This window comes from Enterobacter sp. BNK-29, from assembly GCF_048684785.1.
GTDB lineage: Bacteria > Pseudomonadota > Gammaproteobacteria > Enterobacterales > Enterobacteriaceae > Enterobacter > Enterobacter cloacae_M.
On record NZ_JBLQTU010000001.1, the window covers coordinates 3,737,745 to 3,759,469 of the forward strand.

The 21,725-nt window shown below is 56.6% G+C and carries 22 protein-coding genes; 16 read left to right on the forward strand and 6 right to left on the reverse strand.

Features of this window, described 5'->3' with window-relative positions:
• Nucleotides 1-46 precede the first annotated feature (46 nt).
• Nucleotides 47-1,582: a murein biosynthesis integral membrane protein MurJ gene (gene murJ / locus ACMGGX_RS17840; RefSeq protein WP_023311131.1), complete on the forward strand. Its 1,536-nt coding sequence runs from the start codon at nt 47-49 to the stop codon at nt 1,580-1,582.
• A 59-nt stretch (nt 1,583-1,641) separates the two neighbouring features.
• Here the strand turns inward: murJ and flgN are convergent, their stop codons facing one another.
• From flgN to flgA, 3 genes are all read right to left on the reverse strand, one after another.
• Entirely contained in the window at nt 1,642-2,067 is a 426-nt protein-coding gene (gene flgN / locus ACMGGX_RS17845) for a flagella biosynthesis chaperone FlgN (protein ID WP_008500818.1), read from the reverse strand.
• Between the two features lie 4 nt (nt 2,068-2,071).
• On the reverse strand, nt 2,072-2,365 hold the full coding sequence (gene flgM, locus ACMGGX_RS17850; protein WP_023311133.1) for a flagellar biosynthesis anti-sigma factor FlgM: 294 nt from the start codon (nt 2,363-2,365) through the stop codon (nt 2,072-2,074).
• Nucleotides 2,366-2,458: 93 nt separating this feature from the next.
• Nucleotides 2,459-3,118 carry a flagellar basal body P-ring formation chaperone FlgA gene (gene flgA / locus ACMGGX_RS17855; protein WP_023311134.1) on the reverse strand — a complete coding sequence of 220 codons (660 nt, stop codon included), beginning with the start codon at nt 3,116-3,118 and terminating at the stop codon, nt 2,459-2,461.
• Between the two features lie 157 nt (nt 3,119-3,275).
• On the opposite strand from flgA, the gene flgB reads away from it, so the two are divergent.
• From flgB to flgL, 11 genes are all read left to right on the forward strand, one after another.
• Nucleotides 3,276-3,692 carry a flagellar basal body rod protein FlgB gene (gene flgB / locus ACMGGX_RS17860; protein ID WP_023311135.1) on the forward strand — a complete coding sequence of 139 codons (417 nt, stop codon included), beginning with the start codon at nt 3,276-3,278 and terminating at the stop codon, nt 3,690-3,692.
• Nucleotides 3,693-3,695: 3 nt separating this feature from the next.
• On the forward strand, nt 3,696-4,100 hold the full coding sequence (flgC, locus tag ACMGGX_RS17865; RefSeq protein WP_008500814.1) for a flagellar basal body rod protein FlgC: 405 nt from the start codon (nt 3,696-3,698) through the stop codon (nt 4,098-4,100).
• An 11-nt stretch (nt 4,101-4,111) separates the two neighbouring features.
• On the forward strand, nt 4,112-4,822 hold the full coding sequence (gene flgD / locus ACMGGX_RS17870) for a flagellar hook assembly protein FlgD (protein ID WP_045401867.1): 711 nt from the start codon (nt 4,112-4,114) through the stop codon (nt 4,820-4,822).
• A gap of 26 nt (nt 4,823-4,848) precedes the next feature.
• Nucleotides 4,849-6,099: a flagellar hook protein FlgE gene (gene flgE / locus ACMGGX_RS17875; protein ID WP_023311137.1), complete on the forward strand. Its 1,251-nt coding sequence runs from the start codon at nt 4,849-4,851 to the stop codon at nt 6,097-6,099.
• Between the two features lie 20 nt (nt 6,100-6,119).
• A complete protein-coding gene (locus tag ACMGGX_RS17880; protein WP_023311138.1) occupies nt 6,120-6,875 on the forward strand; it encodes a flagellar basal body rod protein FlgF in 756 nt (251 codons plus the stop codon).
• Between the two features lie 11 nt (nt 6,876-6,886).
• Nucleotides 6,887-7,669 carry a flagellar basal-body rod protein FlgG gene (flgG, locus tag ACMGGX_RS17885; protein WP_420298678.1) on the forward strand — a complete coding sequence of 261 codons (783 nt, stop codon included), beginning with the start codon at nt 6,887-6,889 and terminating at the stop codon, nt 7,667-7,669.
• 57 nt (nt 7,670-7,726) lie between these two features.
• Nucleotides 7,727-8,425 carry a flagellar basal body L-ring protein FlgH gene (gene flgH / locus ACMGGX_RS17890; RefSeq protein WP_024909015.1) on the forward strand — a complete coding sequence of 233 codons (699 nt, stop codon included), beginning with the start codon at nt 7,727-7,729 and terminating at the stop codon, nt 8,423-8,425.
• Between the two features lie 12 nt (nt 8,426-8,437).
• Nucleotides 8,438-9,535 (forward strand): flagellar basal body P-ring protein FlgI, encoded by a 1,098-nt coding sequence (locus ACMGGX_RS17895; protein WP_029740346.1) that lies wholly within the window; start codon nt 8,438-8,440, stop codon nt 9,533-9,535.
• A complete protein-coding gene (flgJ, locus tag ACMGGX_RS17900) occupies nt 9,535-10,488 on the forward strand; it encodes a flagellar assembly peptidoglycan hydrolase FlgJ (protein WP_023311141.1) in 954 nt (317 codons plus the stop codon). The genes ACMGGX_RS17895 and flgJ overlap by 1 nt, the downstream gene beginning before the upstream one ends.
• A 75-nt stretch (nt 10,489-10,563) precedes the next feature.
• Nucleotides 10,564-12,204, forward strand: coding sequence for a flagellar hook-associated protein FlgK (flgK, locus tag ACMGGX_RS17905; protein ID WP_348560902.1), 1,641 nt, complete (start codon nt 10,564-10,566; stop codon nt 12,202-12,204).
• A gap of 14 nt (nt 12,205-12,218) precedes the next feature.
• Nucleotides 12,219-13,172: a flagellar hook-associated protein FlgL gene (gene flgL / locus ACMGGX_RS17910; protein WP_033145208.1), complete on the forward strand. Its 954-nt coding sequence runs from the start codon at nt 12,219-12,221 to the stop codon at nt 13,170-13,172.
• A gap of 74 nt (nt 13,173-13,246) precedes the next feature.
• Here flgL and ACMGGX_RS17915 read toward each other — a convergent pair whose 3' ends face one another.
• Nucleotides 13,247-14,461: an MFS transporter gene (locus ACMGGX_RS17915; RefSeq protein ID WP_420298679.1), complete on the reverse strand. Its 1,215-nt coding sequence runs from the start codon at nt 14,459-14,461 to the stop codon at nt 13,247-13,249.
• 145 nt (nt 14,462-14,606) lie between these two features.
• On the opposite strand from ACMGGX_RS17915, the gene ACMGGX_RS17920 reads away from it, so the two are divergent.
• Nucleotides 14,607-15,509 (forward strand): LysR family transcriptional regulator, encoded by a 903-nt coding sequence (locus ACMGGX_RS17920; RefSeq protein ID WP_420298680.1) that lies wholly within the window; start codon nt 14,607-14,609, stop codon nt 15,507-15,509.
• Nucleotides 15,510-15,550: 41 nt separating this feature from the next.
• On the opposite strand, the gene rne is transcribed toward ACMGGX_RS17920, so the two are convergent.
• Nucleotides 15,551-18,670, reverse strand: a complete 3,120-nt coding sequence (gene rne, locus ACMGGX_RS17925; RefSeq protein WP_420298681.1) for a ribonuclease E — start codon at nt 18,668-18,670, stop codon at nt 15,551-15,553.
• 572 nt (nt 18,671-19,242) lie between these two features.
• Here rne and rluC point away from each other — a divergent pair.
• Nucleotides 19,243-20,190: a 23S rRNA pseudouridine(955/2504/2580) synthase RluC gene (rluC, locus tag ACMGGX_RS17930; protein ID WP_021240761.1), complete on the forward strand. Its 948-nt coding sequence runs from the start codon at nt 19,243-19,245 to the stop codon at nt 20,188-20,190.
• Nucleotides 20,191-20,256: 66 nt separating this feature from the next.
• Here the strand turns inward: rluC and ACMGGX_RS17935 are convergent, their stop codons facing one another.
• Nucleotides 20,257-20,841: a Maf family protein gene (locus tag ACMGGX_RS17935; protein WP_047648098.1), complete on the reverse strand. Its 585-nt coding sequence runs from the start codon at nt 20,839-20,841 to the stop codon at nt 20,257-20,259.
• Nucleotides 20,842-20,981: 140 nt separating this feature from the next.
• Between ACMGGX_RS17935 and yceD the strand changes: the two genes are divergently transcribed.
• Both yceD and rpmF read left to right on the forward strand, forming a co-directional pair.
• Nucleotides 20,982-21,503: a 23S rRNA accumulation protein YceD gene (gene yceD, locus ACMGGX_RS17940; protein ID WP_014883375.1), complete on the forward strand. Its 522-nt coding sequence runs from the start codon at nt 20,982-20,984 to the stop codon at nt 21,501-21,503.
• Between the two features lie 16 nt (nt 21,504-21,519).
• Nucleotides 21,520-21,693, forward strand: coding sequence for a 50S ribosomal protein L32 (rpmF, locus tag ACMGGX_RS17945; RefSeq protein ID WP_003857964.1), 174 nt, complete (start codon nt 21,520-21,522; stop codon nt 21,691-21,693).
• The last annotated feature ends 32 nt before the right edge of the window (nt 21,694-21,725 follow it).

The window sequence follows — 21,725 nt, forward strand, 5'->3', positions numbered from 1 at the left end:
CGCTTGCCCGTCCTGGAAATCCGTATGGTTCTGGAAATTCACGTTAATGAACTTATTAAAATCGCTGGCGGCCGTCAGCTCGATGACCATGTTTTCCCGCGTGCTGGGTTTTGCGCGCGACGCCATTGTGGCAAGGGTATTTGGTGCAGGGATGGCCACGGACGCCTTTTTCGTCGCGTTCAAATTGCCGAACCTGCTGCGTCGTATTTTTGCTGAAGGGGCGTTTTCTCAGGCATTCGTGCCCATTCTGGCAGAATATAAAAGCAAGCAGGGTGAAGACGCGACGCGCGTCTTTGTTTCTTATGTCTCCGGGCTGCTGACGCTGGCTTTGGCGGTGGTGACCGTACTCGGGATGCTGGCCGCGCCGTGGGTGATTATGGTGACCGCGCCCGGTTTTGCCGATACGGCTGACAAATTTGCGCTGACCTCGCAGCTGCTGCGCATTACTTTCCCCTATATTCTGCTCATCTCGCTGGCCTCGCTGGTGGGGGCGATCCTGAACACCTGGAACCGCTTCTCTGTTCCGGCGTTTGCGCCGACGTTTCTCAACGTCAGCATGATCGGTTTTGCCCTGTTCGCCGCGCCGCACTTTAACCCGCCGGTGCTGGCGCTGGCCTGGGCGGTCACCGTCGGCGGCGTGCTGCAGCTGGCGTATCAGCTGCCGCATCTGAAAAAAATCGGCATGCTGGTGCTGCCGCGCATCAATCTCAAAGATGCCGGGGCGATGCGCGTGATCAAGCAGATGGGGCCCGCCATTCTCGGCGTCTCCGTCAGCCAGATCTCGCTTATCATTAACACCATCTTTGCCTCTTTCCTCGTGTCCGGCTCGGTTTCCTGGATGTACTACGCCGACCGTCTGATGGAGTTCCCGTCCGGGGTGCTGGGCGTGGCGCTGGGGACCATCCTGCTGCCGTCGCTGTCGAAAAGCTTTGCCAGCGGCAACCATGATGAATATTGCCGCCTGATGGACTGGGGTTTACGTCTCTGCTTCCTGCTGGCCCTGCCGAGCGCGGTAGCGCTGGGTATTCTGGCCAAACCGCTGACGGTGTCGCTCTTCCAGTACGGGAAATTCACCGCCTTTGATGCCGCTATGACCCAGCGCGCGCTGATTGCCTACTCGGTCGGCTTGATGGGGCTGATCGTCGTCAAGGTGCTGGCGCCCGGGTTCTACTCGCGTCAGGACATCAAAACGCCGGTGAAAATTGCCATCGTGACGCTGATTATGACCCAGCTGATGAACCTGGCGTTTATTGGTCCGCTGAAGCATGCTGGCCTGTCGCTGTCTATTGGTCTGGCGGCCTGTCTGAATGCCGGGCTGTTGTACTGGCAGCTGCGCAAGCAGGATATCTTTACGCCGCAGCCGGGGTGGGGAAGTTTCCTGGTACGTCTGATCGTTGCGGTACTGGTGATGTCGGCCGCGCTGCTCGGCATGATGTACGTGATGCCGGAGTGGTCCCTGGGCACCATGCCTTATCGTCTGATGCGGCTGATGGCCGTGGTAGGCGTCGGGGTGGTGGCTTACTTTGCCACGCTCGCGGTGCTGGGGTTCAAAGTGAAAGAGTTTGCCCGCCGTACGGCATAAACGCCAAAAGGGGAGTTCACCTTATGGCGCTCCCCGCTGCATGATTTGTCGCCCAGGCGTCAAATCGAAATCTTTTTAACTCCCGCAATACGCGCAGTCGCTGTTTGACCATCCGCACCGTACAGTCCGGTTTCTTTATGCGGTTTCAATACCTCAAGCGCCTGCTGATTACGCTCAATCTGACCTTCCAGTAGCCAGCCGTTGTGCTGGTTAAGGTCGCGCAGGTGCTGGGTTTTTTCGGTAATGGTTTGCCAGCGCTCAATAATATCGTCATTGGCGCTACGCTTAGGATCCTGCTCAGCGCGGCGCTGCTGCTCCAGATAATCCAGCGTCGCCAGTAGCGAACTCTTATCTTCAGTAATACGCTGCAGCGCGCTGCCGTTGATGTGACCGGAAGAGAGATGCTGCTGTTCAGCGTCCATTACCGTTTTCAGGTCGTTAAGAACAACCGTCATTTGATCCAGTATTTCTGACAGTCGACTCATACGGTTAGTTACTCTGTAAGAAACTCTGTGCTTCCTGAATCAGGGCATCAGCAATCTTGCTGGTGTCCATTTTCAGCTCACCGTTACGAATAGCTGTTTTCAGCGCTTCAACACGTTCCATATTGATATCGTTGCTGCCTGGCTGCATCAGTTTTGCCTGCGCGTCGCTCAGGGTTACGCTGGTGCTGTTGGACGTTGACGGTTTTTCCAGACGCGTTTTCTGCGCAGGAGCGTCATTCGTTTCGCGAGGTTGTACAGCGCTTACCGGCTTCAGGGCTGATGTACGATCAATGCTCATAGTGTTGTCCTCATCGAGGGTTCGCGGCGTTTGCGCCTGACATCATCATTAGTGGAATATTTATCGGCACGCGCCGCGAAATCTTTAAAAAGATTATAGGTTAATCAGAATATTCCCATCAGAATCGACGGTTCCGCTCACCACCTGGCCTGAGGACATTCTGACGCGGGCGTTTTGCGCCACCGCGGCATTGTTTAACGCTTTCCCTTCACTGTTGATGCTAAAGCCATCTCCGTTGGCCACCACCATCACCTGTTGACCCGCTTTTACCCGCCATGACTGACGCAGCATTGAGAGCTGTATCGGCTGGCCGGGGGCGACATCGCGCAGGCTGACGGCGTCCTGTGCCTGGTTCATTTCCAGCATGGTGCGTGGAGGCAGTTGATCCAGACGGCCGCGCTTTAACGTCACGCTGTTCGTCTGCAGCACGCTGCCGCGCGCAATGGGTACGGCGGCGACAACATAATTGCCCGTCGCCTGAACTGCAACCTGTAAATAGCGTTTTTCGTTCGCGCAGCGTGCCAGCACGTTCACATTTCCCCACAGCCGGGTGGTTCCCGTCACGCTGAATGACGGTTGGTCACAGGTCGGGTACAGATTCGGTGGGGTGCGCACGGTAACGTTAACCTCATCGCTAAAGCCCGCCAGCTTTTCAGCAAAAAAAGCCGTCAGCCGATCCTGTAAGCCTTCAGCCTGCACCAGAGGGCTAAACAGCAAGAAAGTTGCCACCAGGCCACGTTTTAACGTTTGCATCGCAAGTTCCACCGTTTCCAGAGTTGAATGAATTCTACCTGCAGTGGTTTTGCATCAACGCAATAAATAGCGACGCATTTTGCGCTTATTCCGTCGATAGGGGAGACCGGGTGAGATTTAAGCTGTGAACTGAAATTTTGCCATCAGCGGAGGAGACATGCTCGATAAACTCGACGCCGCGTTACGTTTTCAGCAGGAAGCGCTCAATTTACGCGCCCAGCGGCAGGAGATTTTAGCTGCCAACATCGCTAACGCCGATACCCCAGGGTTTCAGGCGCGCGATATTGATTTTTCCAGTGAACTCAAAAAGGTGATGGAGCGTGGACGTGCCGAAGGAACGGGTGTTGCACTTGCCATGACATCCTCTCGTCATATTCCTGCTCAGGCGATGACCGCGCCAGCGACCGATTTACTTTACCGCATTCCCGATCAGCCCTCACTCGACGGTAACACCGTGGATATGGACCGGGAGCGTACGCAGTTTGCCGATAACAGTCTGAAATACCAGACGGGCCTGACCGTACTCGGCGGACAAATCAAAGGCATGATGAACGTCCTGCAGGGGGGGAACTGATAGATGGCCTTGTTGAATATTTTTGATATTGCCGGTTCGGCGTTAACCGCGCAGTCCAAACGCCTGAACGTGGCTGCCAGTAACCTGGCGAACGCCGACAGCGTAACCGGACCAGACGGCCAGCCTTATCGTGCCAAACAGGTTGTCTTTCAGGTCGATGCTGCGCCGGGCGCGGCGACGGGCGGCGTGAAGGTGTCTGATGTGGTAGAGAGCCAGGCGCCGGACAGGCTGGTGTATGAGCCGGGTAACCCGCTCGCGGATGCCAGCGGATACGTGAAAATGCCAAACGTGGATGTGGTAGGTGAGATGGTGAACTCCATGTCGGCTTCCCGTAGCTACCAGGCCAACGTCGAAGTGCTTAATACCGTGAAGAGCATGATGCTCAAAACGCTCACTCTCGGCCAGTAAAGGAGACATGCATGTCCATCGCCGTAAATGTGAATGATCCTACGAACTCGGGTGTTAATAACACCAAGAGTACGACGGGTTCTAACTCCCTCACCGGGAGCAATGCCTCCGATCTTCAGGGCAGCTTTCTGACGCTGCTGGTGGCGCAGCTTAAGAACCAGGATCCCACCAACCCAATGCAGAACAACGAACTGACCACGCAGCTTGCGCAGATCAGCACCGTTAGCGGCATTGAGAAACTCAACACTACCCTCGGCTCCGTCTCCGGGCAGATTAACAGCGCCCAGTCTCTGCAGGCGGCAAGCCTGATTGGCCACGGGGTGATGATCCCGGGAACCACGATTCTTGCGGGCACCAGCACCACCGAAGGCAACACCACCACGACGACCACGCCGTTTGGCGTTGAGTTGCAGCAGGCGGCGGAGAAAGTTACCGCCACCATTACCGACAGCAACGGCACGGTCGTGCGCACTATTGATATCGGTGAGCTGAAGGCGGGCGTTCACACCTTTACGTGGGATGGCAGCCTGACCGACGGCACTAAAGCACCAAACGGTTCTTACAAAGTAGCGATCAGCGCCAGCAACGGGACGACCCAGCTGGTGGCGCAGCCGCTGCAGTTCGCGCTGGTCCAGGGCGTGATTAAAGGAAGCGACGGCAACAAACTGGATTTGGGAACCTCTGGTTCCACCACACTCGACGAAGTTCGGCAGATTATCTAAGCCTTAACACTTATCAGGAGTAAGTCATGGCCTTTTCTCAAGCGGTCAGCGGCCTGAATGCTGCGGCCACCAACCTGGACGTCATTGGCAACAACATCGCCAACTCCGCGACCTATGGTTTTAAATCCGGTTCTGCTTCATTTGCGGACATGTTTGCCGGTTCCAAAGTCGGCCTGGGCGTGAAAGTTGCGGGCATCACTCAGGACTTTACCGACGGCACCACCACCAACACCGGTCGTGGTCTGGACGTTGCTATCAGTCAGAACGGTTTCTTCCGTATGGTCGATTCCAACGGTTCTGTGTTCTACAGCCGTAACGGCCAGTTCAAGCTGGATGAAAACCGTACGCTGGTTAACATGCAGGGCATGCAGCTGACGGGCTACCCGGCAGCGGGAACGCCTCCAACCGTTCAGACCGGTGCGAACCCTCAGGCGATTACTATCCCGAACACCCTGATGGCGGCGAAATCAACCACCACCGCGACGCAGCAGATCAACCTGAACTCAACCGATCCTGTTCAAACTGCCCCGTTCGATGCGACCAACCCGGATACCTATAACAAAAAAGGTACCGTGACCGTATTCGACAGCCAGGGTAACGCCCACAACATGTACGTCTACTACGTGAAGACGGCCAACAATAAATGGGATCTTTACACTCAGGACGGCAGCGTTGCGGGTTCAACAGCGGCAAAAGCGGCGCAGATGAACTTTGATGCGAACGGTAACCTGGCGGGTGTCTACAACTACGACGCTGCGGGTGTACTGAGCGCAACGCCAAACGCCACGCCGGCCATTAACATCACCACGGGTTCTGTCAGCGGTGCGACGGCGGCGACCTTCTCCCTGAGCTTCCAGAACTCCATGCAGCAGAACACCGGTGCAAACAGCGTTGTGGCAACCAATCAGAACGGCTACAAGCCTGGCGACCTGGTGAGCTACCAGATCAACGACGATGGCACCGTGGTGGGAAGCTACTCTAACGAACAGTCTCAGGTTCTGGGTCAGATCGTGCTGGCAAACTTCGCCAACAACGAAGGTCTGAAATCGGAAGGCGACAACGTCTGGTCTGCCACACAGTCCTCCGGCGTGGCGCTGCTGGGTACCGCAGGCACCGGTAACTTCGGCAAGCTGACCAACGGCGCGCTGGAAGCCTCCAACGTGGATATGAGTAAAGAACTGGTGAACATGATCGTCGCACAGCGTAATTATCAGTCGAACGCGCAGACCATCAAAACCCAGGATCAGATCCTCAACACGCTGGTTAACCTGCGTTAAGCGGCTAACAGGAAAGCGCAATGGATCACGCAATATATACCGCGATGGGCGCGGCAAGTCAGACGCTCAATCAGCAGGCCGTTACCGCCAGCAACCTGGCAAACGCCTCTACGCCGGGCTTTCGTGCGCAACTTAACGCGCTGCGCGCGGTGCCGGTTGAAGGGCTGTCCCTGCCGACCCGTACGCTGGTGACGGCATCAACCCCTGGCGCAGATATGACGCCAGGGCAGATGGACTACACCTCGCGCCCGCTGGACGTTGCCCTGCAGCAGGACGGCTGGCTGGCGGTGCAAACTGCCGACGGCAGCGAAGGCTATACCCGTAACGGCAATATCCAGGTGAGCGCGACGGGCCAGCTGACGATTCAGGGTCATCCGGTGATGGGGGAAGCGGGTCCGCTGACCGTGCCGGAAGGCTCTGAGCTGACTATCGCCGCGGACGGCACCATTTCGGCGCTGAACCCGGGCGATCCGGCCAACACCGTTGCACCCGTCGGACGTCTGAAGCTGGTTAAAGCGGAAGGCAAAGAGGTGCAGCGCGGCGACGACGGCATGTTCCGTCTGACCCAGGCGGCGCAGGCGACGCGTGGTGCCACGTTACAGGCCGATCCGAGCATCCGCGTGATGTCCGGCGTTCTGGAAGGCAGCAACGTCAAGCCGGTAGCCGCCATGAGCGACATGATTGCCAGCGCCCGTCGTTTTGAAATGCAGATGAAGATCATCAGCAGCGTGGATGAAAACGCGGGCAAAGCTAACCAACTTCTGGCTATGAGTTAACAGGACTCCTTATGATCAGTTCCTTATGGATCGCGAAAACTGGCCTGGACGCCCAGCAAACCAATATGGACGTGATTGCCAACAACCTGGCAAACGTTAGCACCAATGGTTTCAAGCGTCAGCGTGCCGTTTTCGAAGATTTGCTTTATCAAACCATCCGTCAGCCGGGCGCGCAGTCTTCTGAACAGACGACGCTGCCGTCGGGCCTGCAGATCGGTACCGGCGTTCGCCCGGTGGCCACCGAGCGTCTGCACAGCCAGGGCAACCTGTCTCAGACCAACAACAGTAAAGACGTGGCCATCAAAGGCCAGGGCTTCTTCCAGGTGCAGCTGCCTGACGGGACCTCTGCCTATACCCGCGACGGCTCATTCCAGGAGGATCAAAACGGCCAGCTGGTGACGGCGGGCGGTTTCCAGGTTCAGCCTGCGATTACCATCCCGGCGAACGCCCTGAGCATCACCATCGGACGTGACGGTGTGGTCAGCGTAACCCAGCAGGGACAGGCCGCGCCGGTTCAGGTTGGGCAGCTCAACCTGACCACTTTCATGAACGATACCGGTCTGGAAAGCATTGGTGAGAACCTCTACACCGAAACGCAATCCTCCGGTACGCCGAATGAGAGCACTCCGGGCCTGAACGGTGCGGGTCTGCTGTACCAGGGTTATGTTGAAACGTCCAACGTGAACGTGGCGGAAGAGCTGGTGAATATGATCCAGGTCCAGCGCGCGTATGAAATTAACAGTAAAGCAGTGTCGACGACCGACCAGATGCTGCAGAAACTGACGCAACTCTAAGGTGTAGCCCGGTGCGGTAAACGCCGCACCGGCTCCCTGTTTTCGAAGATGAAGGCAATGCAAAAAAACGCGGCGTTTCGTTATCCGATACTGACTGTTCTGGCTGTCACCCTCAGCGGGTGTGCTTTGATCCCGTCTAAACCATTGGTCCAGGGTGCGACGACTGCCCAACCCGTTCCTGGCCCCGCGCCAGTGGTAAACGGCTCTATTTTCCAGACCGCGCAGCCGATTAATTACGGCTATCAGCCGCTGTTTGAAGATCGCCGCCCGCGTAACGTCGGCGATACATTGACCATTGTGCTGCAGGAAAACGTCAGCGCGAGCAAGAGCTCGTCGGCGAACGCCAGCCGCGATGGCAAAACCAATTTTGGCTTCGATACCGTGCCACGCTATCTCGAAGGGCTGTTCGGCAACGCGCGTGCTGATGTGAACGCGTCCGGCGGCAACACCTTTAACGGCAAAGGCGGCGCGAACGCCAGCAACACCTTCAGCGGTACGCTGACGGTCACGGTTGACCAGGTACTGGTTAACGGCAACTTGCACGTTGTGGGTGAAAAACAGATCGCCATCAACCAGGGCACTGAATTCATTCGCTTCTCGGGCGTGGTTAACCCTCGCACCATCAGCGGCACCAACACCGTTCCGTCCACCCAGGTGGCGGATGCGCGCATTGAGTACGTCGGTAACGGCTATATCAATGAAGCGCAAAATATGGGTTGGCTGCAGCGCTTCTTCCTTAATTTATCGCCGATGTAAGCGAGGTGACCCATGTTTAAATCGATCTTCGCCGTGGCGCTCGCGCTGGTGGCCACGTTTGCCCAGGCTGACCGTATTCGCGACCTCACCAGCGTTCAGGGCGTACGTGAAAACTCCCTGATTGGCTACGGCCTGGTGGTTGGCCTGGATGGTACCGGTGACCAGACGACCCAGACGCCGTTCACCACCCAAAGCCTGAACAACATGCTTTCCCAGCTCGGCATTACCGTGCCGGCGGGAACCAACATGCAGCTGAAAAACGTGGCCGCGGTAATGGTCACCGCGTCCTACCCGGCGTTTGCGCGTCAGGGGCAGACCATTGATGTGGTGGTCTCCTCAATGGGTAACGCCAAAAGCCTGCGCGGCGGTACGCTGCTGATGACCCCGCTGAAAGGCGTTGATAGCCAGGTCTATGCGCTGGCGCAGGGGAACATTCTGGTTGGCGGTGCGGGGGCATCCGCAGGCGGAAGCAGCGTGCAGGTGAACCAGCTGAACGGTGGTCGTATCACCAACGGTGCAATCATTGAGCGTGAACTGCCGACCCAGTTTGGCGCGGGCAACACCATCAACCTGCAGCTTAATAATGAAGACTTCACGATGGCGCAGCAAATTGCCGATACCATCAACCGCAGCCGCGGCTACGGTAACGCAACGGCACTCGATGCGCGCACCGTGCAGATCCGCACCTCCACCGGCAGCAGCAACCAGGTGCGCATGCTGGCTGATATTCAGAATATGGAAGTTAACGTTCCGGTCCAGGATGCGAAAGTGATCATCAACTCCCGTACCGGCTCGGTGGTGATGAACCGGGAAGTGTCGCTGGACAGCTGTGCCGTGGCGCAGGGTAACCTCTCCGTGACGGTTAACCGCTCCGCGAACGTGAGCCAGCCGAACACGCCATTTGGCGGTGGTCAGACGGTGGTAACACCGCAAACGCAGATTGATATGCGCCAGAGCGGTGGGTCGCTGCAGAGCGTTCGCTCCAGCGCCAACCTGAACAGCGTGGTGCGTGCCCTGAACGCTCTGGGCGCAACGCCGATGGATCTGATGTCCATTCTGCAATCCATGCAAAGCGCGGGCTGCCTGCGCGCCAAACTGGAAATCATCTAATGCTGACCGATAGCAAACTGTTGACCAGTGCAGCCTGGGACGCCCAGTCGCTCAACGAACTGAAAACCAAAGCTGGCAAAGACCCGGCGGCGAACATCCGCCCGGTCGCCCGCCAGGTGGAAGGGATGTTTGTACAGATGATGCTGAAAAGCATGCGCGAAACCCTGCCGAAAGACGGGATGTTCAGCAGTGATTCAACGCGTCTCTACACCAGCATGTATGACCAGCAGATTGCGCAGCAGATGACTGCCGGTAAGGGCCTCGGTCTGGCTGACATGATTGTGAAACAGACCGAAGCCGCGCAGGGCATTCAGCCTCAGGAACAGACGCAGCAGGTGCCGATGAAGTTCGACCTGGAAACGGTGACCAGTTATCAGAACCAGGCTCTGACGCAAATGGTGCGTAAAGCGATGCCAAAAGCCACGGGCAGCGGCGATGAGCCGCTCTCCGGTGACAGCAAAGACTTCCTGGCGCAGCTTTCTCTGCCCGCGCGTCTCGCCAGCGAACAGAGCGGCGTGCCGCATCACCTGATTCTGGCGCAGGCCGCGCTGGAGTCGGGCTGGGGTCAGCGGCAGATCCGCAAGGAAAACGGCGATCCGAGCTTCAACATCTTCGGCGTGAAGGCCACCTCCAGCTGGAAGGGGCCAACAACGGAGATCACGACCACCGAATACGAGAACGGTGCGGCGGTGAAGGTCAAAGCAAAATTCCGCGTCTACAGCTCCTATCTGGAAGCATTGTCCGACTACGTTGGCCTGCTGAGCCGCAATCCGCGTTATACCGCCGTTACGCAGGCGGCGACGGCGGAGCAGGGCGCTCAGGCCTTACAAAACGCGGGCTACGCGACTGACCCGAACTATGCGCGCAAGCTCACCAGCATGATCCAGCAGCTGAAATCCATGGGCGAGAAGGTCAGCAAAGCCTATAGCACAGATATTGAAAATCTGTTCTGAAAGTTCTCAAGTCCCGGTGGAGGTTGCCGATAACCTTCATCAGGACTCGTGTCTGAACGTATAAAAGGAACCCCCATGTCCAGTTTGATTAACAGCGCCATGAGTGGCCTCAGTGCTGCGCAGTCGGCACTCAATACCGTCAGTAATAATATTTCAAGCTATAACGTGGCAGGTTACACCCGCCAGACCACGGTGCTGGGCGCATCTAACAGCACGCTGACCGGCGGTGGCTGGGTAGGTAACGGGGTTTATGTCTCCGGTGTCCAGCGTGAGTATGACGCCTTCATCACCAACCAGCTGCGCGCCGCGCAGACGCAGAGCAGCGGTCTGACGACGCGCTATCAGCAGATGTCAAAAATTGACGATGTGCTCTCCGATACCACCAACTCGCTCTCCACCACTCTGCAGGACTTCTTCAAAAGCCTGCAAACCCTGGTGAGCAACGCGGAAGACCCGGCTGCACGTCAGACGGTGCTGGGTAAAGCGAGTGGTCTGGTCAATCAGTTTAAAACCAACGATCAGTATCTCCGTGACCAGGACGCGCAGGTTAATACCGCCATCTCAAGCAGCGTGTCTCAGATCAACAACTACGCGGCACAGATTGCGAATCTGAACGATCAGATCTCCCGTCTGACCGGCGTCGGTGCGGGCGCGTCACCTAACGATCTTCTGGACCAGCGCGATCAGCTCGTGACTGAACTGAATAAAATCGTGGGCGTGGAAGTCTCCGTGCAGGATAGCGGCACGTTTAATATCTCTCTCGGTAACGGTTACAGCCTGGTACAGGGCAGCAAAGCTAGCCAGCTGGCGGCCGTGAAGTCCAGCGCCGATCCGGCTCGTACGACTATCGCCTACGTCGATGACGTGGCGGGTAATATTGAGATCCCCGAGAAATTTATCACCACCGGTTCTTTAGGCGGTTTACTGACATTTCGTGCTGAAGATCTGGATAAAGCGCGTAACACCCTGAACCAGATGGCGCTGGCCTTTGCCGACGCGATGAACACGCAGCATGAAGCCGGTTTTGATGCGAACGGTGATGCGGGCGGTAAGCTGTTCAACTTCGGTTCTCCGGCGGTCCTGTCCAACAGCAAGAACGGCGGCTCTGCCGTTGTTACGGCTTCTGTGGCGGACAGCAAACAGGTCCAGGCGACAGACTATAAGCTGCAGTTTAACGGCACTGACTGGACGGTCACCCGCACGTCAGACAAAACTAGCTTTACGATGAGCCCGGATGCCAGCGGTAATCTGTCGTTTGATGGCCTTAACGTCAACGTGAGCGGCACGGCAAATACCAAAGACAGCTTTACCGTGAAGCCGGTTTCCAACGTCATCATGAACATGGACCTCGCGATCAGCGACGAGTCCAAACTGGCGATGGCGTCGGTGCAGAACGGCGGCGAAAGTGACAACCGTAACGGCCAGAAACTGCTCGATCTGCAAAACGGCAAAGTGGTGGGTGGGAACAAAACCTTCAACGATGCGTATGCCTCTCTCGTCAGTACCGTCGGTAGCTCAACGGCGTCACTGAAGGTGAGCAGCCAGACGAAAGCCAACGTGGAAACGCAGTTAATCAAGCAGCAGCAGACCATCTCTGGGGTAAACCTCGACGAAGAGTATGGCAATTTGCAGCGTTATCAGCAGTATTACCTGGCCAATGCCCAGGTTCTACAAACTGCCAGTACGCTCTTCGATGCAATTATCAACATTCGTTAAGGTTGAGGTGAACAATGCGTATTAGCACCCAGATGATGTACGAGCAGAACATGCGTGGGATCACCGATTCCCAGAGCAGATGGCTGAGCTACGGTGAGCAGATGTCCACCGGCAAGCGCGTCAATCGTCCTTCGGACGATCCTATTGCCGCGTCGCAGGCCATCGTTCTGTCACAGTCTCAGTCGCAAAACAGCCAGTTTGCGCTAGCGCGTACCTTTGCAACGCAGAAGGTCTCGCTGGAAGATAACGTGTTAACCCAGGTCAACACTGCGATCTCAAGCGTGCGCGAGAAGCTGGTTTATGCCTCAAACGGCACATTAAGCGATGACGACCGTCTTTCTCTGGCGACCGATATTCAGGGGATCCGCGATCAGCTGATGAACCTGGCCAACACGACGGATGGTAATGGTCGCTTTATCTTTGCGGGATACAAAACCGAGAGCGCACCGTTTGATGCCGCGACCGGAGATTACAACGGCGGCGCTGAGGCCATCACGCAGCAGGTTGATACGGCGCGAAATATGACCATCAGCCATACCGGCCAGCAAATTTTCGAAAGCATTACCAGTAATGCGGAACAGCTGCCGGGCGGTGGATATGGCCAGACCAACATGTTCAAAATCCTGGACTCTGCTATTGCCTCGCTGAAGACACCGATTGAGAACGATCCGGCTGCCGCAACGGCGCAAAGCCAGGTGATTGCCAATGCGCAAATCGGCATCAAAAACTCCCAGAACAATGTCCTGACGGTCGTTGCGGATGTGGGAACCAAGATGAACGAGCTGGAAAAACTCGATACGCTGGGCGATGACCGCGCGCTGGGTCAGACCAAGCAGATGAGTGACCTGGTTGATGTTGACTGGAACGAAGCGATTTCCTCTTACACCATGCAGCAGGCGGCCCTGCAGGCGTCTTATAAAGCGTTTAGCGATATGCAGGGCATGTCTCTGTTCCAGCTGAACAAATAACATCTTGACCTCTTGGAACATGTCTTGAAACTGGGCATGTTTTACTGCCCAATCCGTCTGGATTGGGCATTTTTTTATACAACTTCTGCTGATGCGGAGGTGACTCGTGCGCTTTCTATCTGACGGATTGCCAGCGCAATGACGCCACAGACCGTCGCCAGCGCGACCACGCCCGTCCAGCCGGCCAGCGAGTAAATATTGCTGCCTAACGCGGAACCCAGCGCCATCCCGATAAAGACCACCGTAAAGAGCAGGGCGTTGAGACGGCCCCGCGCCTGCGGTTCAAGGCTGTATACCAGGTTCTGGTGAGCGACCAGGCTGGACTGCAGACCCAGGTCGAATCCAACGGCGGAGATGGCGATCAGAATCAGCTGTCCATGAACGCCCAGCGCGGGCATCAGGAACATCAGGGCGAATGAGACGGTCACAAGAGCGGCACCAATCTGCGTGACTTTTCCTGCGCCCAGTTTGTCCGCCAGACCCCCTGCCAGCGGGGCAGCTAACGCACCGGCGGCACCTGCAATACCAAAACCACCCGCTACGGCACTACCCAGGTGATAGCGTTCCAGCAGCATGACCGCAAGCGTAGACCAGAAGGCGCTAAAGGCAATCGACAGAAAGCCCTGAGCCAGCGCCGCACGGCGCAGCGCCGGATAGCGACGCCACAGATGTTCCATTGAGCGCATCAGCGCGGGGTAGCTCAGCGTGGAGTGAATGGCAAAACGGGGAAGCACAAACCACATCATCACCCCGATGAACGCAATGCTCGCCGCCGCCAGCTGGTACATGACGCGCCAGCCAAACGCTTCGCCCACCACGCCGCTCACGGTTCTGGATAATAAGATACCCATCAGCAGCCCGGTCATTACCGTACCCACGGTTTTCCCCTGTTTACCTTCCGGCGCAAGGATGGCTGCGGCAGGGACGATATCCTGTGCCATGGTGGCGGCCATGCCGATGAGCAGGCTGGCCAGCAACAAAGAATGGATCTGCCCGGTCAGGCTACAGCCGAGAAGAAACAGCGCCAGCGCCGCACTCTTTATCAGGATTAACGTCCTGCGGTCGTGGCGATCGCCGAGCGGCAGCAGGAACAGGATCCCCAGGGCATATCCCGCCTGGGTGAGCGTCGGAACCAGGCCCATTCCTTCGATACTCAGGTGAAGGTCTGCGCCCATCAGCGGCAGCAGAGGCTGGGCATAATAGATAGATGCCACGCTGAAACCTGCACCTATCGCCAGCATTAAGATTACCCAGCGGCTCACGGCATGGGCGGCGGTTGTTGTGTTCATAAGATGTTCCTCATTCGTCGTGTGAGGCTATTTTTTATCAGTACGCCTTGCGACGGTAGCGGGCCCGGTGGTAAAACGCTTATACGTTGAACGTATAAGTGAAAATGCGATGAAAAGAGCTGAGCGTATAGACAGGGTGGAGTTAATGAGGACGTTTGTTCGTATCGTTGAGGCGGACTCCCTCTCAGCGGCGGCGCGGCAGCTGGCCACTACCCAGGCCACGGTAAGCAGACGGTTACAGTCGCTTGAGACCATGCTGGGCGTGCGCCTGATGTTGCGCACCACCCACACGACGCGGCTGACGGATGACGGCGAACGCTGCTATCAGCACGCCCGTCGGGTGATTGACAGCTGGCTGGCGCTGGAAGATGAGGTGGGGCAGACGGAAGATGAGCCGGTAGGCGTGCTGCGGGTGCGCGCTCCGCACGCGTTTGGTCAGGACCAGCTTCTGAAACCCGTAACCGAGTTTTTGCAACGCTATCCGCAGCTTTCGATTGAGTGGATGCTCAACGATCGGTCGGCGGACTTTCTCGGCGACAACCTTGACTGTGCGATTCGGGTGGGCGTGGAAGTCGATCCGGCGACCGTGTCCGTGCTGCTGGCCGAAGTACCGCGCTCGGTAGTGGCTTCACCGGCACTGCTGGCCCGTTTCCCGACGGTGACCACGCCGGAGGATTTGCAGCAGTTTCCCTGGATAGCGATCAGCTCATTCTACCAGCGCCATGTGGAGCTGTTTCACGATGCATCACCCGCCACCGCGCGGATTGCTATTACGCCACGGCTGAGCACCGACAGCCTGTATGTCGCACGCAATACGGCACTCACCGGGCTTGGCGTGGCGGTGGTATCCAGCTGGACGGTACAGGATGATATTCGGGAAGGGCGGCTGGTGCATTTGCTGCCAGAGTGGCAGCCAGCGGCGTTACCGGTGCATCTGGTTTACCCCTGGTCCCGCTATTATCCGGCACGCTTGCGGCGTTTTCTGGAGTTGATGCGGCAGGTCATGCCTGAGGTGACCGGAATGAGAAAGCCCGTGCAGCAGCCATAAAAAAAGCCGACCCGAAGGTCGGCTTTTTGCTTTCAGCGTCGTTATTCGACAGACTGCGGACGCGTCGCCGGTGCAGTCGCCTGATGCGTTGCACTGTGGCCGCCTGCAGCGCCTTTACCGTCGAAGCTGAACGCCGGGCGTACCCAGTCACTGTGACGCGGGGCTTCAGGCACGTAATCCGGCGCCGGGGCGCGCGTCATTGGTGCTGTCGCCACGTGGGCTGCGGCTGGTGCAGAAACAACCGGCTCAGGTTTCACCTCAGGCGCTTTCGCTTCTTCGACAACCGGTTCAACCTGAATCTCAACGTCCTGAACGACTTCTTCAGTGGTGGTTTCAACGAGGGTTTCTGCGGTGTCTTCCACTGCGGCTACAGGTTCAGCCTCTTCAGCGACTTCCTCAGCCACCACGGCATCTTCTTCGGCGATAAGCTGCGGTGCGGCATCAACCGGCGCGGCAATCACTTCTGGATGGGTGGTTTCAACTTCCACTGCGTGAGGTGCTTCAGCTTCAACAACCTCAGGTTCAACCACGGTTGCCGCTTCAGTCACGACAGCTTCTACCGCAGCTGCTGGTGCAATCACCTCTTCGGTTACAGGCTGTTCTTCAACAACCTGCTCCGGGCGAGCAACCGGGTAGCGGATCCAGACTTTGCCGGAGGCCATTTCTGGTGAAGCACAGGCAATGGTCAGCGGCATTGGCGACTGAGTCGGGTAACGCTCGTCACGATAGCGACGACGGCGCTGGCCGCTGACGCGCAGATGACGTGGAGAACGACGTGAACGGCGGGGCATACCGGCGTTATCACGGTTTTCACCGTTATCATCCTGCTCAACGTTGTTTTCAACGACCGCTGGCAGGTCAACTTTCGCCAGCTGTGTGCCGGTTGTGCTCTCGCTGGTTTCAACCGCGATAGCGCCTGACTCTTCGGTTGCTTCAGAGGCGAAGCGAACTTTCTGAGAAAGCTGGCGCTGCTTACGACGCGGCATTACCTGAGTGCGTTCTTCCTGCTCGCCGTCCTGCTGTTCAACAGGCTCTTCGCGGTTCAGGTTTTTGACTTCCTGCTGTGCCTGACGCTTCTCGTCGTTACGGCGACGGCTGCGTTCACGGCGCGGCTGCTGGTCGTCACGCTGTTTGCTCTTCTCAGACTCATCGCCCGCCTGCTGGCGAATTTCACGATCTTCAACATTCGGCTGTTGTTTCTCGCGACGGTTGCGGCGGTTGTCTTCGCGTTGCTCACGGCCTTCGCCATTCTCAGAGCGGTTGTCACGGTTGTCACGACGCTCGCTGCGGTCATTGCGATCGCTGCGGTCATTGCGATCGCGGCGGTTGTTCTGACGCTTGCGACGGTCCTGCTGACGCTCTGGCTTGGCTGCTTTTGGCTCTTCTTTCGGCTGCTCTGGCTGAACTTCTTCTTCAGCAAACATCTTCTTCAGCGCGCCAAAGAAGCGGCTCAGCAGACCCGGCTGTGCCGGCTGGGCTTTCGCTACCGTGGCTTCTGGTTTATGCGCTGCAGGTTTGGCAGCTGGTTTTTCCAGAGCTGCTTCCGGTGGTGCTTCAGGCATGATGAAGGTCGCTAACGCAGGCTGCTCTGGCAGTTTGCGCTCGGCTGGCTCTTCATCGGAAGGCAGGGACATCTCTTCTTCATGCAGCTTCGGCAGCAGGTAGCTGAGGGTGGTCGTCTCTTCGCCCTTACGCACGCGCAGCACGTGATAGTGTGGGGTCTGCATCTGGTCGTTTGGCACGATGATGCAGCGAACGCCACCCTGACGCGCTTCAATCGCACTTACCGCTGCACGTTTTTCGTTAAGCAGGTAAGAGGCAACGGGCACCGGCACAATGGCGTGAACCTCTTTGGTGTTCTCTTTCAGCGCTTCTTCTTCAATCAGACGCAGAATGGAGAGGGACAGTGATTCATTATCACGCACGGTACCCGTGCCGGAGCAGCGCGGACAAACGTGATGGCTGGACTCGCCGAGAGACGGGCTCAGACGCTGACGTGACATCTCCAGCAGGCCAAAGCGTGATATATGGCTAATCTGGATACGCGCCCTGTCCTGACGCACCGCTTCGCGCAGACGGTTTTCAACCGCACGCTGGTGGCGAACAGGGGTCATGTCGATGAAGTCGATAACAATCAGACCACCCAGGTCGCGCAGGCGGAGCTGGCGGGCGATTTCATCAGCGGCTTCGAGGTTAGTGTTGTAGGCGGTCTCTTCGATATCGCCACCGCGCGTTGCACGCGCGGAGTTGATGTCGATAGCGGTCAGCGCTTCAGTGGTATCGATAACAATAGAACCGCCGGATGGCAGACGCACTTCACGCTGGAAGGCGGACTCAATCTGGGATTCGATCTGATAGTGGCTGAACAGCGGGATTTCGCCGGTGTACAGTTTAATTTTGCTGGTGAAATCCGGACGACCCAGCGCGGCGATGTGCTGGCGCGCCAGCTCGAGCACTTTCGGATTATCGATCAGAATCTCACCGATGTCCTGACGCAGGTAATCACGGAAGGCACGCACGATAACGTTGCTTTCCTGGTGGATCAGGAACGGAGCAGGGCGGCTTTCGGCTGCTTTCTGAATGGCTTCCCAGTGCTTCAGACGGAAGCTCAGGTCCCACTGCAGCGCTTCAGCTGATTTGCCAACGCCTGCGGTACGCACGATAAGCCCCATGCCATCAGGCAGTTCGAGGCTTGCCAGCGCTTCTTTCAGCTCGGTACGGTCATCACCTTCGATACGGCGAGAGATGCCACCCGCACGCGGGTTGTTAGGCATCAGAACCAGATAGCTCCCTGCCAGGCTGATAAAGGTGGTCAGTGCGGCACCTTTGTTGCCACGCTCTTCTTTATCAATCTGAACGATAACTTCCTGACCTTCACGCAGAACATCTTTGATGTTTGGGCGGCCATGGGCGTTGTAGTTTGCAGGGAAATATTCGCGGGCGATTTCTTTCAGAGGGAGGAAACCATGACGCTCAGCACCGTAATCGACAAATGCAGCTTCAAGGCTTGGTTCAATGCGTGTGATTTTACCTTTGTAAATGTTCGCTTTTTTCTGTTCGTGTCCAGGACTTTCGATATCCAGATCGTACAGGCGCTGCCCATCCACAAGGGCGACACGCAACTCTTCTTGCTGAGTTGCGTTGATTAACATTCTTTTCATCGTAACTTACTCGTTATTCTTACATTGACGACAAAGCTGCGGGCAAGGTGACGCTTTCCGGGGTATGAACCGATGGCCTCGTGTCTGTTCACGTCGCCAACCTCACGGTTGTCGCTCGCTTAAGAGGCGCAGAGTGTCGGTTGCCTGTGTTTCATACGGAAACACAGCGCAATTATCAGGGGAATTGCCTGGGTAGAACTCTCCAGAGAACAATCCTTATACCGGGAAGTACTGCAACCCGCAGCCCGCTAACTGCCTGAAAGATCAATACGTCTTACGCCATTGCTGCGTGGATGATCGGTCAGACAAAATTGGTCATTCCGTCAACATCCTTACTTAACCAGGATTTAACACGGAAAACAGCCTCATTATTCCACTGCTCGCCGGGTTATAGCAAGATGACTTTTACCAATTATCACCCGGTTACTCACAGTTTCTTCACTTCAGAATGGCGATTGGTTTAATAACCACCAAATCGGTTGCGCGAAACGGGGAGCTGGCCGGATAAAAGTAAATATAAGCATAGAAAAATGAGTGGCGCTAATGGCTGACGATATTTAGAATCGCCAACCATGAAAACAGAGACTCCAGCCGTAAAAATGGTTGCCATCGCCGAAGATGAAGCGGGGCAACGTATCGATAACTTTTTGCGCACCCAGTTGAAAGGTGTACCAAAGAGCATGATTTACCGCATCCTGCGCAAGGGCGAGGTGCGGGTGAACAAAAAACGCGTGAAGCCCGAGTACAAACTCGAGGCGGGGGATGAAGTGCGTATTCCGCCGGTGCGCGTTGCGGAACGTGAAGAAGAGACCGTTTCACCGAAGCTACAGAAAGTGGCGGCCCTGAGCGATGTGATCCTGTACGAAGATGACCACATTCTGGTGCTCAATAAACCGTCAGGAACGGCTGTTCATGGCGGTAGCGGTCTGAGCTTCGGCGTGATTGAAGGGCTGCGAGCCCTGCGTCCGGAAGCGCGCTTCCTTGAACTGGTACACCGTCTTGACCGTGATACCTCTGGCGTACTGCTGGTGGCGAAAAAGCGTTCTGCGCTGCGTTCGCTGCATGAACAGCTGCGTGAAAAAGGGATGCAGAAAGACTACCTGGCGCTGGTGCGCGGTCAGTGGCAGTCCCATGTAAAAGTGGTGCAGGCGCCGCTGCTGAAGAACATTCTGCAAAGCGGCGAACGTATTGTCCGCGTGAGCCAGGAAGGAAAACCGTCTGAGACGCGCTTTAAAGTTGAAGAGCGCTATGAGTTTGCCACGCTGGTGCGCTGCAGTCCGGTGACCGGTCGTACCCACCAGATCCGCGTGCATACGCAGTTTGCAGGGCATCCAATTGCCTTTGATGACCGCTATGGCGACCGCGAGTTTGATAAGCAGCTGGCGGGGACGGGGCTGTCGCGTCTGTTCCTGCATGCAGCAGCGCTGAAGTTTACCCATCCTAATACGGGGGAAGTTATCCGTATTGAAGCGCCGCTGGACGAGCAGCTGAAACGCTGTCTTAAGGTTCTGCGCGGCTGATTTTGCTTCCCTCCCTCTCCCTGTGGGAGAGGGCTGGGGTGAGGGCATCAGGCCGCAACCTTCCAGTCACATGGTCAGCGGATTACACTCTTCTCGTCTTAACATCTGACACAAAGCAATCAGCGGTAACCCCACTAGCGTGTTGGGATCGCGTCCGTCCAGCTTGTCGAACAGCGCAATCCCCAATCCTTCACTTTTAAAGCTTCCCGCACAGTTCAGCGGACGTTCCCGGCGCACATAATCCACGATCTCTTGCTCGCTGAGATGGCGGAAGTGTACGTCGAACGGCTCGCATTCGGTTTGCAGATGACCGGTGGCGGAGTTATAGAGCGCCAGGCCGGTATAAAAGGTCACGATAGTGCCTCGCGCCCGCAGAAGCTGCTGACAGGCGTTCTCCTCCGTATGGGGCTTGCCGGTGATTTCGCCGTCCAGCACGCAAACCTGGTCTGAGCCTATAATCAAATGTGCGGGGTAACGTGCGGCCAGCGACTGCGCTTTCTCTTTAGCAAGACGCATCACCAGATGACGCGGGGATTCGCCCGGCTGTGGCGTCTCATCAACCTCTGGCGCGGCGCATTCAAATGGGATCCCGAGCTTTTCCAGCAGCATTCGGCGGTAGGGAGACGTGGAAGCAAGGACGAGATTTGGCATATTTTTATCACCAGATATAGCGTATCGATGCCAGCCATTTTAAACTACAGGCCGCAATGTGTGCGAATAATTGGCAAAAGGCAGCTCTGGTTGCCTTTTTCTTTGACTCTATGACGTTACAAAGTTAATATGCGCGCCCTATGCAAAAGGTAAAATTACCCCTGACTCTTGATCCGGTTCGTACGGCTCAAAAACGCCTCGATTACGAAGGTATCTATACTTCCGATCAGGCTGAGCGTATTGCCGAATCCGTAGTCAGTGTGGACAGTGATGTAGAATGCTCCATGTCGTTCGCTATCGACAACCAGCGTCTCGCCGTTTTAACCGGTGATGCAAAGGTGACGGTAACGCTCGAGTGTCAGCGTTGCGGGAAACCGTTTGTACAGCATGTTCACACAACGTATTGTTTCAGTCCGGTTCGTTCTGACGAACAGGCTGAAGCACTCCCGGAAGCGTATGAGCCGATTGAGGTTAACGAATTCGGTGAAATCGATCTTCTGGCTCTGGTTGAAGATGAAATCATCCTCACCTTGCCAGTGGTTCCGGTGCATGATTCTGAACACTGTGAAGTGTCCGAGGCGGACATGGTCTTTGGGGAACTGCCTGATGAAGCGCAAAAACCAAACCCATTTGCCGTATTAGCCAGCTTAAAGCGTAAGTAATTGAGGAGTAAGGTCCATGGCCGTACAACAGAATAAACCAACCCGTTCCAAACGTGGCATGCGTCGTTCCCATGACGCGCTGACTGCAGTTACCAGCCTGTCTGTAGACAAGACTTCTGGTGAGAAACACCTGCGTCACCACATCACCGCTGACGGTTTCTACCGCGGCCGCAAGGTTATCACTAAGTAATCACGCGCAAGCGTGATTAGGCTTAGTGAGGA

Excerpts from the sequence above, each read along its gene's own strand:
- ACMGGX_RS17895 (WP_029740346.1), top strand. The coding sequence starts at position 8,438 with ATGTTTAAATCGATCTTCGCCGTGGCGCTCGCGCTGGTGGCCACGTTT.
- rne (WP_420298681.1), bottom strand. The coding sequence starts at position 18,670 with ATGAAAAGAATGTTAATCAACGCAACTCAGCAAGAAGAGTTGCGTGTC.
- yceD (WP_014883375.1), top strand. The coding sequence starts at position 20,982 with ATGCAAAAGGTAAAATTACCCCTGACTCTTGATCCGGTTCGTACGGCT.
- ACMGGX_RS17935 (WP_047648098.1), bottom strand. The coding sequence starts at position 20,841 with ATGCCAAATCTCGTCCTTGCTTCCACGTCTCCCTACCGCCGAATGCTG.
- flgG (WP_420298678.1), top strand. The coding sequence starts at position 6,887 with ATGATCAGTTCCTTATGGATCGCGAAAACTGGCCTGGACGCCCAGCAA.
- flgA (WP_023311134.1), bottom strand. The coding sequence starts at position 3,118 with ATGCAAACGTTAAAACGTGGCCTGGTGGCAACTTTCTTGCTGTTTAGC.
- ACMGGX_RS17915 (WP_420298679.1), bottom strand. The coding sequence starts at position 14,461 with ATGAACACAACAACCGCCGCCCATGCCGTGAGCCGCTGGGTAATCTTA.
- flgM (WP_023311133.1), bottom strand. The coding sequence starts at position 2,365 with ATGAGCATTGATCGTACATCAGCCCTGAAGCCGGTAAGCGCTGTACAA.
- flgE (WP_023311137.1), top strand. The coding sequence starts at position 4,849 with ATGGCCTTTTCTCAAGCGGTCAGCGGCCTGAATGCTGCGGCCACCAAC.
- ACMGGX_RS17880 (WP_023311138.1), top strand. The coding sequence starts at position 6,120 with ATGGATCACGCAATATATACCGCGATGGGCGCGGCAAGTCAGACGCTC.
- rluC (WP_021240761.1), top strand. The coding sequence starts at position 19,243 with ATGAAAACAGAGACTCCAGCCGTAAAAATGGTTGCCATCGCCGAAGAT.
- flgN (WP_008500818.1), bottom strand. The coding sequence starts at position 2,067 with ATGAGTCGACTGTCAGAAATACTGGATCAAATGACGGTTGTTCTTAAC.
- ACMGGX_RS17920 (WP_420298680.1), top strand. The coding sequence starts at position 14,607 with ATGAGGACGTTTGTTCGTATCGTTGAGGCGGACTCCCTCTCAGCGGCG.
- flgH (WP_024909015.1), top strand. The coding sequence starts at position 7,727 with ATGCAAAAAAACGCGGCGTTTCGTTATCCGATACTGACTGTTCTGGCT.
- flgL (WP_033145208.1), top strand. The coding sequence starts at position 12,219 with ATGCGTATTAGCACCCAGATGATGTACGAGCAGAACATGCGTGGGATC.
- flgD (WP_045401867.1), top strand. The coding sequence starts at position 4,112 with ATGTCCATCGCCGTAAATGTGAATGATCCTACGAACTCGGGTGTTAAT.
- flgB (WP_023311135.1), top strand. The coding sequence starts at position 3,276 with ATGCTCGATAAACTCGACGCCGCGTTACGTTTTCAGCAGGAAGCGCTC.
- murJ (WP_023311131.1), top strand. The coding sequence starts at position 47 with ATGAACTTATTAAAATCGCTGGCGGCCGTCAGCTCGATGACCATGTTT.
- flgJ (WP_023311141.1), top strand. The coding sequence starts at position 9,535 with ATGCTGACCGATAGCAAACTGTTGACCAGTGCAGCCTGGGACGCCCAG.
- rpmF (WP_003857964.1), top strand. The coding sequence starts at position 21,520 with ATGGCCGTACAACAGAATAAACCAACCCGTTCCAAACGTGGCATGCGT.
- flgC (WP_008500814.1), top strand. The coding sequence starts at position 3,696 with ATGGCCTTGTTGAATATTTTTGATATTGCCGGTTCGGCGTTAACCGCG.
- flgK (WP_348560902.1), top strand. The coding sequence starts at position 10,564 with ATGTCCAGTTTGATTAACAGCGCCATGAGTGGCCTCAGTGCTGCGCAG.